Consider the following 15,360-nt stretch of genomic DNA (forward strand, 5'->3'; position numbering starts at 1 on the left):
AGACGTGATCGATATCAGCGAGCCCGTGATGCAGTACCTTCTGGCATTCATCGTCGGCGTGCCGCTCATCGGCGCGCTCGCCGCTCTCCTGCCGGCCCCGCCCGGGCTGACGGGGAAGTCACCCGAGCAGGCCGTGCTGCGGCACGGGGTCACCGTCACCGGTGCCGTCCTCGTCGCCGCGATCGTCCTCGCGCTCGGCTTCGACCACGGCCACCCGTCGAAGATGCAGGCCACGACCGACATCAGTTGGATCCCCGCACTTGATGTGCGGATCCACCTCGGCATCGACGGCATCTCCCTCCCCCTTCTGGTCCTGACCGCGCTGCTGACCTTCCTCTGCGCGCTCTACTCGTACTTCAAGCCGCCCACGGGGCCCTCCCCGAAGGCGTTCGTCGCTCTGCTGCTCGTCCTCGAGTCCGGCACCCTCGCCACGTTCGCCGTCCTCGACCTGCTGCTGTTCTTCCTCGCGTTCGAGATGGTCCTCATCCCGATGTACTTCCTCATCGCCCGCTGGGGCGGTGAGGGGCGGACCCAGGCCGCGTGGCGATTCATCCTCTTCACGCTGCTCGGCTCCGTCGTCATGCTGCTCGGCCTGCTTCTGATCGGACTCAAGGCAGGCACGTTCGACATGGTGGCACTCGCCACTGACAACGGCCGGTCACTCACCACATCCGTTCAGGTCATCGCCGTTCTGGCGATCGGGATCGGGCTCGCGGTCAAGACGCCGATGTGGCCGCTGCACAGCTGGCTGCCCGACGCCCACACCGCGGCCCCCACCGTCGGCTCGGTCCTGCTGGCCGGCGTGCTGCTGAAGATGGGCACGTACGGGTTCGTGCGCATCCTCCTGCCGGTCGCGCCGGAGGGATTCCACACCTTCGCGCCCTACCTCGCCGCCTTCGCCGTCGTCGGGATCATCTACGGATCCCTGGCCTGCCTCGCCCTCGCCAAACGGGGCGCGAAAGGCGACCTCAAGCGGCTCATCGCCTATTCCTCCGTCGGCCACATGGGCTTCGTACTGCTCGGCATCGCGACGACCACCCCGACCGGAGTGAACGGCGCGCTGTTCGCCAACATCGCCCACGGCCTCATCACCGGCCTGCTCTTCTTCCTTGTCGGCGGGCTGAAGGACCGCACCGGTACCACCGACCTCGACACCCTGGCCGAGGAGACCGGCGCCGGCCTCTACGGCAAGGCACCCCGCCTCGGCGGGCTGGTCGCCTTCGCCGCCGTCGCCTCCCTCGGTCTGCCGGGACTGGCCGGATTCTGGGGGGAGATGCTGGCCATGTTCGGCGCCTTCAAGCCCGCCGCCGACCTCAGCCGCCCGGCCTTCCTCACCTTCATGGCGATCGCCGCGTTCGGCACCCTGCTCACCGCCGCGTACATGCTCATCGTGGTACGGCGGGTGTGCATGGGCGCCGTACCGCAGGAGGCCCCGAGCCTCGCCGACGTCCGCACCTACGAATTCGCGGCCTGGACGCCGCTCGTCGTCCTCACCGTCGTCGCCGGCCTGTGGCCCAGGGCCCTCCTCGGTCTGACCGACCCGGCCGTGCAGCAGCTCCTCGCAGGAGGCACCCGATGAGCTCCCTCGTCCAGTCCGTCGACTGGTTGGCGATCGCGCCGCCCACCATCGCGGCGGTCGTCGGACTGGTCGTCCTGGTCGCCGACCTCTTCCTCGACGAGCGGAGAAAGGCCCTGCTCGGCTGGGTCTCCATCGCGGGGCTCGCCGTCGCGACGGTCATGCTGCTGCCCCTCCTGGACGGCGACCGCGCCACCTTCTGCCTGACGGGCGATCCGCACCTGTGCAGCTACACGGCGGACCGTTTCACCCTCGTCATCCAGCTCCTGGTCCTCCTCGGTGCCCTCCTCGCGGCCCTGTTGTCCGTCACCACCCTGAAGGACGCCCGGAAGACGGTCCCCGAAGGGGAGTTCTGGTTCCTGCTGCTCTCCTCCGCCGCCGGAGCCGCCCTGCTGCCCGCCTCCCGCGACCTGGCGACCCTCATCGTCGCCCTGGAGGTCGCGTCCCTCCCGGCGTTCGCCCTCGTCGGCATCCGGTACGGCGACAAGAGGTCCTCCGAAGCGGCCCTGAAGTTCTTCCTGTCGTCCGTCACCGCGACCGCGGTGAGCCTCATGGGCATCAGCTTCGTGTACGCGTCCACGGGCAGCCTGTACCTCGTCCGGATCGCCGACCGGATCCAGCACGTGGACGGCCAGCTGCACACCCTCGCGCAGGCGGGCGTCGTCCTCACCCTCGTCGGCTTCGCCTTCAAGACGGCCGCGGTGCCGTTCCACTTCTGGGTGCCCGACACCTATGTGGGCGCGCCCCTCCCGGTCGCCGCCTACCTGTCCGTCGTCGGCAAGGCGGTCGGCTTCTCCGGCCTGATCCTCGTCACCGTCGTGGCCCTCCCGTCGTACGCCGACGTCTGGGGCCCGGCCCTCGCCGCGCTGGCGGCCCTGACCATGACCGTCGGCAACGTCGGCGCCCTGCGGCAGCAGGCCACGCGCGCGTACAGCGCCGTACGCCTGCTCGCCTGGTCCTCGGTCGGTCAGGCGGGCTACCTCCTGGTGCCGATCGCCGCGGCCGCCTACTCCAAGGACGCCCAGAAGTCGATCGGTTCCACCGTGGCGTACGCGCTGACGTACGGGGCGGTGAACCTCGGTGCCTTCGCCGTGGCCGCGCTCGTGGGACGGGCGAAAACCCTGAACCGGATCAGCGACTACCGCGGTCTGTACGCGTCCCACCCGCTCGCGGCCTTGCTGCTGGCGTTCTTCCTGCTCTGCCTGGCCGGTCTCCCGCCGGGCATCATCGGCCTCTTCGCGAAGGTCACGGTGTTCTCCGCGGCCGTCGACGCCGGGCTCGGCTGGCTCGCCGTGGTCATGGCCGTCAACGTGGTGATCGCCCTCTTCTACTACCTCCAGTGGACCGCCCTGCTCTTCCGGGCCCCTGAGGGAGAGCCCGAGAAGCACCGCGTCCCGGGCCCGCTCACGGCCGCCATCGCCCTGACCGCCGTCCTGGGCATCGCCCTGTCCGGAGCGCCGCAGCTGGTGCTCCGCTTCTCGGCCGCCGCCCTGTTCTGACCGACGCCCCTCACCGCGCGGGCACCCGAGAGCCGCCACGCGCGCGTGCGGCCGCCTCACCCGGACGGCCTACGCGCCCCGGTACCGGCACAAGGGAACTTGCTGTCCCCGCCTGGCGTTGACCAGTGCGGGAGGGTCCACTGAGAAGTGGAGTCAGCAGCATCCGCAGACAAAGGGTTCCCCTGCCGCACCACTTGGAGGGCGTACCGTGCACCGCCGGCACAACGGGCTCAGGACCGCAGTACTCCTCGGGGGACTGTCCGCACTCATCATCGTCATCGGCAGCTTCTTCGGGCGTACGGGTCTGATCGTCGCGGTTCTCGTAGCGATCGGCACCAATGCGTACGCGTACTGGAACAGCGACAAAATGGCTCTACGCGCGATGCGTGCGCGCCCGGTGAGCGAATTCGAGGCCCCGGCGCTGTACCGCATGGTCCGTGACCTGTCCAACCAGGCGCGTCAGCCCATGCCGCGGCTCTACATCTCGCCGACGGAGGCGCCGAACGCGTTCGCGACGGGCCGCAATCCGCGCAACGCGGCCGTGTGTTGCACCGAAGGCATCCTGCGCATCCTCGACGAGCGTGAACTGCGCGGTGTCATCGGGCACGAGCTGAGCCATGTCTACAACCGCGACATCCTGATCTCCTCGGTTGCCGGAGCGCTCGCTTCCGTGATCATGTTCCTGGTGAACTTCGCCTGGCTGATCCCGTTCGGCCGCTCGGACGACGACGAGGGCCCAGGCCTCCTCGGCCTGCTCCTGATCATGATCCTGGGTCCGCTCGCCGCGACCCTCATCCAGCTGGCCATCAGCCGCTCCAGGGAGTACCAGGCGGACGCCTCCGGCGCACAGCTGACCGGCGACCCCCTCGCGCTCGCGAGCGCCCTGCGCAAGCTCGAGGCGGGCACCAGGCAGCTCCCGCTGCCGCCCGAGCCGCGCATCGAGACCGCGAGCCACATGATGATCGCCAACCCCTTCCGTCCGGGCGAGGGACTCTCCAAGATGTTCTCCACGCACCCGCCGATGGCGGAGCGCATCTCCCGGCTCGAACAGATGGCAGGCCGCCACCGGTAAGACCATCCTGAACGTCATACGGCTCGTGCTGAGCGGCTTCCGGCGTTCCTCGGCTGTCTGCCTGCCGGCGGGAGTGCTGCTGTGCCTCACGATCATCGGGATTCCGTTCGGGATCGTCCTTCTGGGTGCAGCATCACGCTCGGGTCGACGCGTCCTTCGATGACCATCGGGGGCAGGAGCTCAGGCTCCGGAAGGGGGACGCGCTCCACGTCCGCGAGAGCAGCGTTCACCCGGTCCCAGACGACGGTCGTGATCGAAGCGTTCATTCCCCTCGATCTGCCGATCAAGGTCCGCGATGCGATCGGTCAGGGCCGACTTGGCTCCCTCGGCCAGGATCGGACGAGTGTGCGGTGACGCCGGGCCCGGCTGCCCCCTCGCCGACGTGGTGCTGGCGGCCCGACCCGTTCAGCTGGCGGCGACCACTCGCCCGCTTGCAGCCTGCCCCTCCCGAGGCACGTAAAATCGAGGGCCGATATCGGTCTCGTCACTGCTGGGTGGTGGGGCGTGGAGGGGTGGACGATGCGTGAGTTCCAGCGCGGAGCAGTGCGGCTGCACATCCTGCATCACGCCGCCGAAGGGGAGATCCACGGCGCGTGGATGACGGAGGAACTGGCGCACCACGGTTACCAGATCAGTCCCGGCACGCTGTACCCGACGCTGCACCGGTTGGAGGCCGACGGTTTGCTGGTCTCCGAACAGCGCGTCGTCGACGGCCGTGCCCGGCGCGTCTACACGGCCACGGAGGCCGGCCGCACGGCGCTGGCCGAGGACCGCAAGGCACTGGCCGAACTGGCTCGCGAAGTCCTGGGCAGCGACGCCGTCTGAAGGCGGGTAGGCGGAGGCCTCGCGGCCTTGGTGGGCACCGGTCGGTGAACCTGCCGGCCGAAGCTTCGTCCCACCCGCCCCTGGAGTCGACCCGGCCGGCGGCGAGGTGTTGGCTCCCCGCCAGACGACGCGCCGTCTTGCCGTACGGCGAGGCCTCGAGGCGCGCTTGGTGTGCTGCTCCTGCGTGCGGTGCACTCGGTCTAAGGGGTGCGGCGCGCGGTCACCGCGTGGCGCACCCCGTACGCGGCAGCCCCGAGCGCGAGTACTGCCGCTCCCCAGACCACGGACGTCTCGGGCAGGGTGAAGGCCAGCAGCAGGCAGCCGGCCAGGCCGACGGAGGGGACGACGCGTGGCGGCCGGTTCTCCTGCGGCGTCAGCGTCCAGGCCGAGGCGTTGGCGACGGCGTAGTAGACCAGCACTCCGAAGGACGAGAAGCCGATCGCGCCGCGGACGTCCGTCGTCGCCGCCAGCGCCGCGACGACCGCGCCGACCAGGAGCTCCGCGCGGTGGGGCACCTTGAAGCGGGGGTGGACGGCGGACAGGACGCGCGGAAGGTGCCGGTCGCGGGCCATGGCCAGCGTCGTGCGCGAGACCCCGAGGATCAGTGCGAGCAGGGATCCGAGCGCGGCCACCGCCGCCCCGACCCGTACGACAGGCGCCAGCCGGCCCACCCCCGCAGCCCGCACGGCGTCGGACAGCGGTGCGGTGGCGTCGGCCAGCCGCTGCGGACCCAGCACCGCCAGAGCGGAGACGGCCACCACCGCGTACACGACCAGCGTGATACCCAGTGCCAGTGGAATGGCCCGGGGGATGGTCCGGGCGGGGTCGCGTACCTCCTCGCCCAGGGTGGCGATGCGCGCGTATCCGGCGAACGCGAAGAACAGCAGGCCACCGGCCTGGAGCACGCCGCTGAAGGAGGCGTCCGTACCGACGTCCAGCCGTGTCGCGTCCGCCGCGGAGGACGTGAGGGCGGCGACGACCACCGCGGCCAGCACGGCCAGCACCACGGCGACGATCACGCGGGTCAGCCATGCCGCCTTCTGCACTCCGGCGTAGTTCACCGCGGTCAGCGCCACGACGGCCGCGACCGCCACCGCGTGCGCCTGGCCGGGCCAGACGTACGCTCCCACGGTGAGTGCCATCGCCGCGCAGGAGGCGGTCTTGCCCACCACGAAGGCCCAGCCCGCGAGGTAGCCCCAGAATTCCCCGAGTCGTTCGCGGCCGTAGACGTAGGTACCGCCGGAGGCCGGGTAGCGGGCCGCGAGCCGTGCCGAGGACGTCGCATTGCAGTACGCCACCACGGCGGCCACCCCGAGACTGATCAGAAGCCCGGAGCCGGCCGCGTGTGCGGCGGGAGCGAGCGCGGCGAAGATCCCCGCCCCGATCATCGATCCCAGCCCGATCACCACGGCATCCGGCACACCCAGCCGCCGCTCCAGCTCATCGGGGACGGCGGCCGCCCCGGACGGTCTGCTCATCACGCGCTCCCTGAGGATGATCGGAACTCCACGCCATCCTACGGTTGCCGATATCGGAACACGATATGGGTGCTACGGCTTGGCAGGCCTGGCCGACGGCCCACTGCCTGGGTCGGTCACTTTCGGGTGTGGCAGGCACAGCCGTTCACCACCAGCCCTCCGGAGGTGAGTACGCCCGCGGCTTCCAGAGGGTGGCCGATCTTGCGGTGCGGCTAGGTGTATTGGCCTGGAGCGTTGTTTACGCGGCTGATCGGTGGGTGGCCGCCGAGTGCGGTGTGGCAGGGTCGTCCGCGTACGCTCAGTACGCGGACGACCCTCCGCCTTGCGATGCGCCGCACCGGACGCCGCGGGCCCCGCCCTTCGGGCGGAGGACGCTGGTTCGAAACACGCCCCTAGGCGCAGACGACGTGAGTCCAGGCTTCTTCAGTGGAGTGCAGAGACTTGTGACGCGTGCCGGGCAATGCGCGTCGCGGCGAATTCCGTCCCTGCCACGAACCGCATCATCGGGCCGAACATCGGGGCGGCGAGGGAACCGGTGAAGTACAAGCCGGGGACCGACGACTCGAACGAAGCGGACAGGTGGGGCGCCTTCGAACCCGGCACACAGGCCAGGGCTCCACGCGCCTCGGACGACAGAAACGGCACCGCGTCCAGGTCGAGCCGGTATCCGGTGGCCGCGAGCACGTGATCGACAGTAAGCGTCTCGGACCCGCCGGGTCCATCGACTTCCAGGCGCACGCGGGACTCGGTCGCCTCGGCTCGGGTGACGCGGCTTGACGTGCGTACCGGAACGATGCCCTCGACCCGGTCCCGCAGCCACCATCCTCCGGATGGCCCCAAAGCACGGCGGAACAGCAGCATGCGGGCGGACGCGGGAAGCCTTCGCACTCCTCCCGGAGCCGTGCACACCGCGGCCAGGGCCCAGCCCGTGCCCAGGGGCGAGGCGGGCCTGGCCACGCGCTGCGTCCAGGGGCGGACCAGGTCCGGTTTCACCCCCCACAGGACACGCGACTCCCGGACCAGCACCTGCACCTCGGCGCCGGCCTCGTGCAGCAGCGCGGCGCTTTCCAGCGCGGACTGACCACCGCCGATGACGGCAACGCGCTGACCGGCGTACGGCGACAGGTCCGTGTGGTGGCTGGTGTGTGACACCAGGGCACCTACGCCCGGCCCTGCGGGGGCGAGCAGTCGCAGTTCCTCCGGGATGTGGGCGAGGCCGTTCAGACCAGTGGCCACCACGACCGCAGCGGCAGGGATCTCCTGCCCGTCGTTCAGCCGGACGTGGAAACCCGGGCCTGACGGGGCCTGGTCGACGGCCACGACCTGGGCCGGGTCCACCTCGCCGACGTAGCGCTTCTGAAACCACATCCCGTAACGCACGAAGACATCGCATGGGATCGGCGTCAACTCGGTCAGTTCCGGCTCACCGTGCACACGGCGGAAGTCCGCCAGGCGCCCGCCCGGCTCAGGCGCGGACAGATCGGTGGCGGCCGGAGTGGATTTCAAGAACATGCCGGTCGCCATGGCGTGCCGCCAACTGCCCATCACCTCACCGAAGATGCGGACGGACATCCCGGCCGCCCGAAGGTGTGCAGCCACCGACAGTCCATACGGGCCGGCGCCGACCACGACGACCGGCAGTCCCGCGCGCCCGGTGTACGCCTGCTCGTGGGCAGGGCGTTGCCCCGGAAGCGACTGCGTCATGCATCCCCCCACTGATCGCCGCACCGCCTCCCCCAAGGCAGCGCGAACCCTCGGACCGGCATCTCGGCGCACCGCTGCCGCACCGGTCCCCCCTCCGCAGCCAGTGTGACTTATCGGCTGGTATCGGGCGACGATATCGACATACCTTGCCCAAAGGATTGGAATGCGCCCCACGGACGCGGCCGGGCCGGAGCGGGCGGAGCCAGGAACGTCGAAGCCCCCTCCCGCGAAGAGTCGAAGCCCCCTCCCGCGACGAGTCGAAGCCCCCTCCCTGGGAAGAAAGGGGGCTCAGCCGGTAATGCAGTCACTGTTGAGAGATCAGCGCCCGGCAAATCCCTGATCCGACGGCACTACCTCACGTCCAAGCGGCATGAGTGAGATCGGGATGAGCTTGAGGTTCGCCCAGCCGAAGGGGATGCCGATGATCGACAAGAAGAGCGGGATGCTCGTGACCAGGTGCCCCAGGGCCAGCCACCAACCCGCGAAGACCACCCAGATCACGTTGCCGATGAACGACGGTGTCCCGGCGTCCGGCCGTTCCACCGTGGTGCGGCCGAACGGCCACAGGACAAAGCCGGCGATACGCAGCGACGCAACGCCGAACGGGATGGTGACGATGAGGATGAAGCAGATCAGCGCCGCGATCAGGTAGCCCAGCGCCATCCAGATGCCACACAGGAACAGCCAAAGGATGTTCAGCAGCAGGTTGATCAGCTTCATGATCGGCACCCCTCCAGGTCGCTCCGCCGGCACTGCCTGCCAAGACAAGTATCAGCTGGTCAGGCGTTCGGGTGGAACCGCAACGGCCTTGTAGCGCGATCAGGAACGCACGGAGACGATCCCGTTCGGCATCGCCGCCCTTCGTAACGGTGTCTACGCCTTGTGGCCCTTCGGCAGCACGACGGTCGAGCGCAGGGCGGCGCCGGCCGCGAACGTCGCCGCGCAGTGGTGGGAGGGGTTTTCCACAGGCCGGCCGATTGTCAGTGGTGCCCCGCATCATGAACCTATGACCGAGATCGAGCAGTTGCTGGACAGGGTGGCGGACCAGGCCCGCAACACCCTCCCACGGGGCTGGTCTTCGCTGCCCGGGCCCGTGGGGAAGGAGTCGCTAGCCCGCGCCGGGGAAGCCCTGGGCTTCTCCCTGCCGCCGCTCCTCGCGGAGCTGTACCTGCGGATGGGGGACGGCGGATTCGGCCCCGGATACGGTCTGTTGCCCCTGCTCGACAACCCTCCCTCCAGCGAGCCGGCCGCCGTCCAGCAGTACCTCGCCAACCGCGAGAGCGGCCGCAAGGACCCCGACTGGCCCTGGCCCGAGGGTGTCCTGCCGATATCCCACTGGGGCTGCGGAATGTACGCCTGCGTGGACTGCCGCACCCCGCAGGGCACGGTCCTGCTCTACGAGCCGAACGCCGACGAGGCCGACCACGCCTGGTACGTGGACTCACCCGCCCTCGCGGAGTGGCTCCAGACGTGGCTCGCCGGCACGGGCTGGTACGAGGAGTCCCACGACGGCGCGGACCCGGCTCCATGGCCGGACTTCGCGATACGCAAGGGCGCCACGCGGCTGCCATGACCGGGTACTCCCGCACCCACGCCGGTGGCTCCGCCACTGCCGAGGGGTCCCGTTACGGCCGGGGGCTCCCGTCACTTGCCGGTCCGTCCTCTCCGACGCCTGATGGCTACCGCGCGGCACCCCACCGCCGTCCTCCGTACGCCACCACGCCCAGCACCAGCACCCCCGCGCCACACCCACCGACACGGCGGGCAGCGCGAACGCCAAGGTGATGCAACCGATCCCGCCCGCACACACAGGTGCCGCCCGAGGCTGGGACACAGGGCGGCCAGCCGTGCCGAGGACGTCGGGTTGCAGTGGGCGACCACGGCCGCGGCCGCCAGTCCGAGCAGCAGCCCGGACCCGGCCGCGCGCGCCGCCGGGGCGAGAGCGGCGAAGATCCCGGCCCCGATCATCGCTCCCAGGCCGACGACGATGGCGTCACCGAGCCCGGGAGTCCGGCGCAACCCCACCTCACCGGGCTGTCGTGCCCCCGACCGGGCCAGGGGGCCGCGCCCCCCCGAGCCGCAACCGCCGATGACCTGGGGGCGTCCTCCCCGATGGCAGGCACGACCGCAGGAAACCGTGCGACCAGCAGCATCGGACGGCGACGTCAGCGCATGGACACGGCCCGGCCGGAGCATGAGCACAGCAGCACAGGCACAGCGTGGAGAGGCAGGTTCAGGCCATGAGCATCGTCGGCTGGATCATTCTGGGGCTGTTGGCAGGCGCCATCGCGAAGTTCCTGCTGCCGGGCAAGGACCCCGGCGGCTTCATCGGCACGACCCTCATCGGTGTCGCGGGAGCGTTCATCGGCGGCTGGATCTCGGCCCGCTGGCTCCACCACCCGATCACCAAGCACTTCTACGACGGCCCGACCTGGGCGGCTGCGATCGGCGGCTCCCTGGTGCTGCTGATCGTCTACCGCCTCCTGTTCGGCGACTCACGGCGCTGAACGGCGCTGTAACCCCCTGAAGCCGCCGCCGGCAGCGGAGAAGGGTGGGCACCCCGGCACGGGGCGCCCACCCTTCCTCGTGTCGAACGACAGGCGGCAAAGGCCTATCGGTAGTTCACGAACTGCAGAGCGAAGTCGAAGTCCTGGCCCTTCAGCAGGGCGATCACAGCCTGCAGGTCGTCGCGGCTCTTGGAGCTGACGCGCAGCTCGTCGCCCTGCACCTGCGCCTTGACGCCCTTCGGGCCCTCGTCGCGGATGATCTTCGCCACCTTCTTCGCGTTCTCCTGGGAGATGCCCTCCTCGATCGACGCGAAGATCTTGTACTCCTTGCCGGAGAGCTGCGGCTCACCGGCGTCCAGAGACTTCAGGGAGATCCCGCGCTTGATCAGCTTCGACTCGAAGACGTCGAGGATGGCCTTCACCCGGTCCTCGGAGTTGGCCTGCATCAGGATCTTGTCGCCGGACCAGGCGATCGAGGCGCCGACGTTCTTGAAGTCGTAGCGCTGCGAGATCTCCTTGGCGGCCTGGTTGAGGGCGTTGTCGACCTCCTGCCGCTCGACCTTCGAGACGATGTCGAAACTGGAGTCGGCCATGTCCTGTGGCTCCTTGCATCGGGATGGATCGGGGTGCGTGTCGGCGTGCGGGAGCGCGTCCGCCTGGCCCGGCTTCAACCCCGGGCCGCATCCGCTTAAGCCTAGTCATCCCGTCCCGCTCAGGGTGCCGATCTATGGGGTGGCGAAGCACCCCTGCGTATCGGGTATCGTTTACGTCGTTGCCAGGGAGCACCGCAGAAAAGCGGCTCCAGGGCGGCAATCCCCGGCGGTGTGCCCGAGCGGCCAAAGGGAGCAGACTGTAAATCTGCCGGCTCAGCCTTCCCAGGTTCGAATCCTGGCGCCGCCACGCTAGTGGGAATCGGCCCCTGACCAGCGCGTTTGGTCGGGGGCCGTTCTAGTTTGGGCCTGCTGTGAGTCACTGTGATTCCCCGTCGTTCCCCGCTTGATCTGGCACGCTTGTGGCACGCCTCGGTGACCTTGATCACGCGGGAGCGCCAGCTCCGCTCCGCGCCGATCGAGCCAGCTATGTGGTGACAGCATCTTGGGGGCACTGTGTGGGATGGCCCGTTCTACCGGGTGAAGCGCGACGGATATGAGGTCTGCTTCGTGCCAGGGGCAGGCGAAGACCTGGACGAGGTATGCAACATCGACATGTGGGTGACGTTCGCCGATGGCAACCGGTGGTCCGGGACGGTCTTCACCCTGCATGAGGTCCAGCGTCTGATGGACCGCTGGAAGGGCACGGGCGAGTGTCTGGACGGCAGCTACTTCTGGTGCTGGGACGGGCTCATCGTCCGGGAGGCCGGCATCCCCGCCATGGTCCGCGTCGTCGATGACCTCGTTGCCACCGGCGACTACAAAGGAGCCCTTCGCGCACTCGGACCGGAGGATGACCGGGACGACTAACCCCTCGCCGCACGGTCCGGCCGCCAGCGTCGGCCGGATCGATGTACATGGCGGCATCACCTCCCGCCAGGCGCAGTGATGCCCAGAACTCCTGCCCTTCAGGGGTACCTGGGAGAGGCGGCGCAGTGAAGAGATCGACCAGATGCCCATTGGCCGACTGATCGTAGGAGACATCGCAAGCCGCTGCGGCAGCGACTTTCGCGACATGCTCGGTGTCCAGCTCGGCCATCTGGCCAGTCGAGTGGACTGTTCAGTTCGTTGGTGAGTGTCCTGTCTCACCGAAAGTTGAGCAGTCTCAGCGAAGTCTGAGGACCATCCCGTGCCTACGCCCGCTGGGGCAGCACTCGGAAGTGCACGATCGTGACTTCGTCGTCCGCTGTGATGTCGGGGTAGTGCCGTGGCAACCGGGCCAGGAGGTCGGCGTGGTCGCGGTTGCCGGCCGCAGCTGCCTCATCGTCGGTGACCTCAGCAAGTCGCTTCGAGGAGACGTTGGTGACCTCACCTGCCACGACGACTTCGGGGTCGGTTTGGAAGACGAGGTCGGCAGGGCCGGGGGTGATCGGGTCGCGGTACCGGATGGTGGCGTGCTTTGCGCCGCGGCGTACCGCTTCCAGGTAGTCAGGGTGGAAGTACACCCGCTGACCGGCGTACTCATGATTGATCGACATCTGGCGAACGTAGCAGCGAGGGAGCGGCGGTGCACTTCCGATTTCTCGGCCGACGTGTGCGACGCACTTGCTGGCCATCAAGCTTCGATGAGAATGCTCAACCTTCGATGAGGATGCTCAACCTTCTGTGAGACGGAACAGTGAGGTGCTGGGCTAGCTCGTCATCCTTATCCAGATAGAATCGAACGATCACAAGTTCCCCCACTTCAGAGAGAGATGGCGCATAAGGCGACGTCCCTACGGCTGCCGGTCCGCCCAACTCGGCAGTGCTCCACCGATGTGTGTGGACAACGTCCGGAAATTGCCCGTGTCGTTGACTCGAGGCATGTGTCTGTGTGGCCGTGGTCTGGAACTTGCTTTGCTCAGTACCGCCTCGCGTCCGAAAGTGAAGCCGCAGCACTCTTGATGCCGTCCGCTGCCCTGCTGAGAGCTGCCGACAGGGCTGCCACGCGCATCAAGGCCTGAGCGGCGGAGGCCAGCAAGCTGACGTTGTCTTGCAAGTGCGCAAGATCGTCCCCCACATCCATCAGCAAAGGTGCGTTGTGCTGGAGATGCGCCAGGTTGCGGCTGGCCTCGTACACCATCCAGGCCGTGTCCTCCGAAATGCCAGGCGCACGCCCCCGCGTGCGCTCAAGATCTGACTTGAGGACCTTGAGGAGCGACGACAACTCCGGCACCCGTTTCGCGATGGCCCCCAACGCCGGAGCGAGCCGAGCACCAGCTCGACGCCCTGATCGACGCCATGGTGACGCGCCTCCTGCCGGGAGAGGGTGCCGGTCCGACGTAGCCTTCGCGCTCCGCCTGACCATGGGGTCCTCGGTTATGCCGGGGGCCTCAAAGCGTTCAGACGGTCGAAGCGGCCTCGGATTTCGGAGACGGGCTCGTCGAACACGGCCTTGCCGTCCTCTGATGAGGAGCTTGCGCGCGCACCAGGCAGCGGCTGCCGGGCAGAGCAGGACGAGGACAGCCACGACGACGATCGTGGGGTAGAGCCAGTTCGGAACAAGGTCGTAGTGGGCGTTGCATTCGGTGCCCCGAGGGAAGTGCCTGCTGGGTTCGCGCCGGTGGGAGTCCCGGTAGGAGTCGTCGTAGGTGACGTGGCGACGCAGTCCGCACTCCTCGCGCGTGTCGAGGCCGCTCAATGCCGCAACCCTGACGTCCCCGCGAACGCTCACCGGAGTCCGCCTCATGAGCATGCCACCGTGGAGTGCCGTCGCCGCGGGCCGCTTTTCGGCCGCCGTCCGGGGGGCGTGCTTCCCGGGTCGGCCCACGGCCGTCGCGCTGCGGTTGCCGCTGCCCCGCCCACCTCGTTAGCTGGAACGAAGGGCGAGGTCCATCGGGCGGCGAGGCTCATGGAGCGGCGAGGAGCGGCGATGATCACGCAAGAGCAGATCGAGCGAATCCTGCGGCTGAGTGGCAACGGAATCCCAGTGGTCTCCCTGTACGTCCCGGTGAACCCCGGCAGGCCCGACCGCCGCGAGTTCGACAGCCGCGTATCGAGCCTGCTGGACCGCATCCGGCCGCTGGCGCAGGACGGCTCGGCCGAGCGCGATGTGCGGCTCTCGCTCCGCGAGGACATCGCGAGGATCGAGAAGGCCCTCGGTGAGGAGCCCCTCCGGCCGGGCGCCGTCGCGGTCTTCTCCTGCGGCGGCCGCGACATCTACGAACAGGTGTGGTTGCCCCGCAGGACGCACGAGCGCATCGTGGTGGACGCCGACCCCTATGTCCGTCCCCTGCTGGGCCTGCTCGACGAGTACTACCGCACCTGCGCCGTCGTCGTGGACAAGAGCGTGGGCCAGGTCTGGGAGTACTACCTCGACGAGGTCCGCGAGCTCGAGGCGATCCGCGACCGTGTGCTGCGTAAACACGGCTACGCCGACGAGTACGCCGAGTACCGCGTCCGCAACAAGGCGGACGAGCTGAGCAAGAAGCACTACCGGCGCCTGGTCGGCGAACTCAAACAACTGTTCGCGAGCGGGGGCTACGACCTGCTCGCCGTCGGCGGTCAGGCGCACGACGTGCCGGCCTTCGTCGACTTCCTGCCGCGTGAGCTGAAGGACCGGCTCGTCGGAACCTTCACCCTCGACCGGGAGAGCGCGACGTCCGAGGACATCCGGCAGAAGGTGCGGGAACTCGTCTCGGAGCACGCGGATCAGGAGCAGCGGCGGCTCGTCGACGAGATCCTGGAGGCCAAGGCGGCCGGGAGGCCCGCCGCCATGGGGCTCGACGAGACACTGTGGGCGGCGTCCCTGGCTGCGATCCGGACACTCGCGGTGGACGGGCAGGCCGTCGTCCCCGGCGGCGTCTGCGACCGGGACGGGCTGCTGTCGCGGTCGGGGAAGACCTGCTCGCTCTGCGGGGAGCCGCTGCGCGAGGTGCCCGACGTGATCGACGAGCTGGCCGAGACCGTCATCGATGACGGAGGCGAGGTACGACACGTGGACGCGGAGACGGAACTGCGCACGCAGCAGGCCGGAGCCCTGCTGCGGTTCGAACTCCCCCCGCAGCCGACCACCGCGTCGTAGCTCGGCTGACCCTCTTGACTGTGCCACAAATCACGACAATCCTGGC

General features: G+C 68.9%; 14 protein-coding genes, 1 tRNA gene and 2 pseudogenes. 10 read left to right on the forward strand and 7 right to left on the reverse strand.

From position 1 onward, the window contains the following. The first annotated feature begins 4 nt into the window (after window positions 1–4). From ACFY2Z_RS18675 to ACFY2Z_RS18695, 5 genes and pseudogenes are all read left to right on the forward strand, one after another. On the forward strand, window positions 5–1,579 hold the full coding sequence (locus tag ACFY2Z_RS18675; RefSeq protein WP_390745233.1) for a NuoM family protein: 1,575 nt from the start codon (window positions 5–7) through the stop codon (window positions 1,577–1,579). Beyond that, the gene (locus ACFY2Z_RS18680) at window positions 1,576–3,075 is read left to right on the forward strand and encodes an NADH-quinone oxidoreductase subunit N (protein WP_390745234.1); all 1,500 of its coding nucleotides are present in this window, start codon (window positions 1,576–1,578) and stop codon (window positions 3,073–3,075) included. Before ACFY2Z_RS18675 ends, ACFY2Z_RS18680 begins: the two co-directional genes overlap by 4 nt. Before the next feature lie 208 nt (window positions 3,076–3,283). Then, window positions 3,284–4,147 carry a zinc metalloprotease HtpX gene (htpX, locus tag ACFY2Z_RS18685; protein WP_390745235.1) on the forward strand — a complete coding sequence of 288 codons (864 nt, stop codon included), beginning with the start codon at window positions 3,284–3,286 and terminating at the stop codon, window positions 4,145–4,147. A 4-nt stretch (window positions 4,148–4,151) separates the two neighbouring features. Next, window positions 4,152–4,262: pseudogene (locus ACFY2Z_RS18690) on the forward strand (hypothetical protein); the annotation flags it as partial. Between the two features lie 404 nt (window positions 4,263–4,666). Continuing rightward, on the forward strand, window positions 4,667–4,972 hold the full coding sequence (locus ACFY2Z_RS18695; protein WP_311696839.1) for a PadR family transcriptional regulator: 306 nt from the start codon (window positions 4,667–4,669) through the stop codon (window positions 4,970–4,972). A gap of 200 nt (window positions 4,973–5,172) precedes the next feature. Here the strand turns inward: ACFY2Z_RS18695 and ACFY2Z_RS18700 are convergent, their stop codons facing one another. From ACFY2Z_RS18700 to ACFY2Z_RS18710, 3 genes are all read right to left on the reverse strand, one after another. Beyond that, window positions 5,173–6,450, reverse strand: a complete 1,278-nt coding sequence (locus ACFY2Z_RS18700) for an APC family permease (RefSeq protein WP_390745236.1) — start codon at window positions 6,448–6,450, stop codon at window positions 5,173–5,175. 423 nt (window positions 6,451–6,873) lie between these two features. Continuing rightward, complete coding sequence (locus ACFY2Z_RS18705) at window positions 6,874–8,154, reverse strand: FAD-dependent oxidoreductase (protein WP_390745237.1); 1,281 nt, start codon at window positions 8,152–8,154, stop codon at window positions 6,874–6,876. A gap of 318 nt (window positions 8,155–8,472) precedes the next feature. Next, entirely contained in the window at window positions 8,473–8,874 is a 402-nt protein-coding gene (locus tag ACFY2Z_RS18710; protein ID WP_390745238.1) for a YccF domain-containing protein, read from the reverse strand. 286 nt (window positions 8,875–9,160) lie between these two features. Between ACFY2Z_RS18710 and ACFY2Z_RS18715 the strand changes: the two genes are divergently transcribed. After that, window positions 9,161–9,727, forward strand: coding sequence for an SMI1/KNR4 family protein (locus ACFY2Z_RS18715; protein ID WP_390745239.1), 567 nt, complete (start codon window positions 9,161–9,163; stop codon window positions 9,725–9,727). A 213-nt stretch (window positions 9,728–9,940) separates the two neighbouring features. On the opposite strand, the pseudogene ACFY2Z_RS18720 reads toward ACFY2Z_RS18715, so the two are convergent. Further along, window positions 9,941–10,212: pseudogene (locus tag ACFY2Z_RS18720) on the reverse strand (amino acid permease); the annotation flags it as partial. A 182-nt stretch (window positions 10,213–10,394) separates the two neighbouring features. Between ACFY2Z_RS18720 and ACFY2Z_RS18725 the strand changes: the two are divergent. Next, window positions 10,395–10,661 (forward strand): GlsB/YeaQ/YmgE family stress response membrane protein, encoded by a 267-nt coding sequence (locus ACFY2Z_RS18725; protein WP_355908416.1) that lies wholly within the window; start codon window positions 10,395–10,397, stop codon window positions 10,659–10,661. A 104-nt stretch (window positions 10,662–10,765) separates the two neighbouring features. On the opposite strand, the gene ACFY2Z_RS18730 is transcribed toward ACFY2Z_RS18725, so the two are convergent. After that, on the reverse strand, window positions 10,766–11,254 hold the full coding sequence (locus tag ACFY2Z_RS18730; RefSeq protein WP_311696833.1) for a YajQ family cyclic di-GMP-binding protein: 489 nt from the start codon (window positions 11,252–11,254) through the stop codon (window positions 10,766–10,768). Window positions 11,255–11,479: 225 nt separating this feature from the next. Here ACFY2Z_RS18730 and ACFY2Z_RS18735 point away from each other — a divergent pair. Further along, a tRNA-Tyr gene (locus ACFY2Z_RS18735) sits at window positions 11,480–11,561 on the forward strand. Between the two features lie 260 nt (window positions 11,562–11,821). Further along, window positions 11,822–12,121, forward strand: a complete 300-nt coding sequence (locus ACFY2Z_RS18740) for a hypothetical protein (protein WP_390745240.1) — start codon at window positions 11,822–11,824, stop codon at window positions 12,119–12,121. 323 nt (window positions 12,122–12,444) lie between these two features. Here ACFY2Z_RS18740 and ACFY2Z_RS18745 read toward each other — a convergent pair whose 3' ends face one another. Together ACFY2Z_RS18745 and ACFY2Z_RS18750 are read right to left on the reverse strand one after the other, a co-directional pair. Then, the gene (locus ACFY2Z_RS18745) at window positions 12,445–12,789 is read right to left on the reverse strand and encodes an ASCH domain-containing protein (RefSeq protein ID WP_390745241.1); all 345 of its coding nucleotides are present in this window, start codon (window positions 12,787–12,789) and stop codon (window positions 12,445–12,447) included. 362 nt (window positions 12,790–13,151) lie between these two features. Beyond that, entirely contained in the window at window positions 13,152–13,487 is a 336-nt protein-coding gene (locus tag ACFY2Z_RS18750) for a hypothetical protein (RefSeq protein WP_390745242.1), read from the reverse strand. Between the two features lie 675 nt (window positions 13,488–14,162). Here ACFY2Z_RS18750 and ACFY2Z_RS18755 point away from each other — a divergent pair. After that, a complete protein-coding gene (locus tag ACFY2Z_RS18755) occupies window positions 14,163–15,314 on the forward strand; it encodes a hypothetical protein (RefSeq protein ID WP_390745243.1) in 1,152 nt (383 codons plus the stop codon). Window positions 15,315–15,360 lie beyond the last annotated feature (46 nt).

Source organism: Streptomyces sp. NPDC001222 (assembly GCF_042896945.1).
In the GTDB taxonomy this organism is placed as follows: domain Bacteria; phylum Actinomycetota; class Actinomycetes; order Streptomycetales; family Streptomycetaceae; genus Streptomyces; species Streptomyces gibsoniae.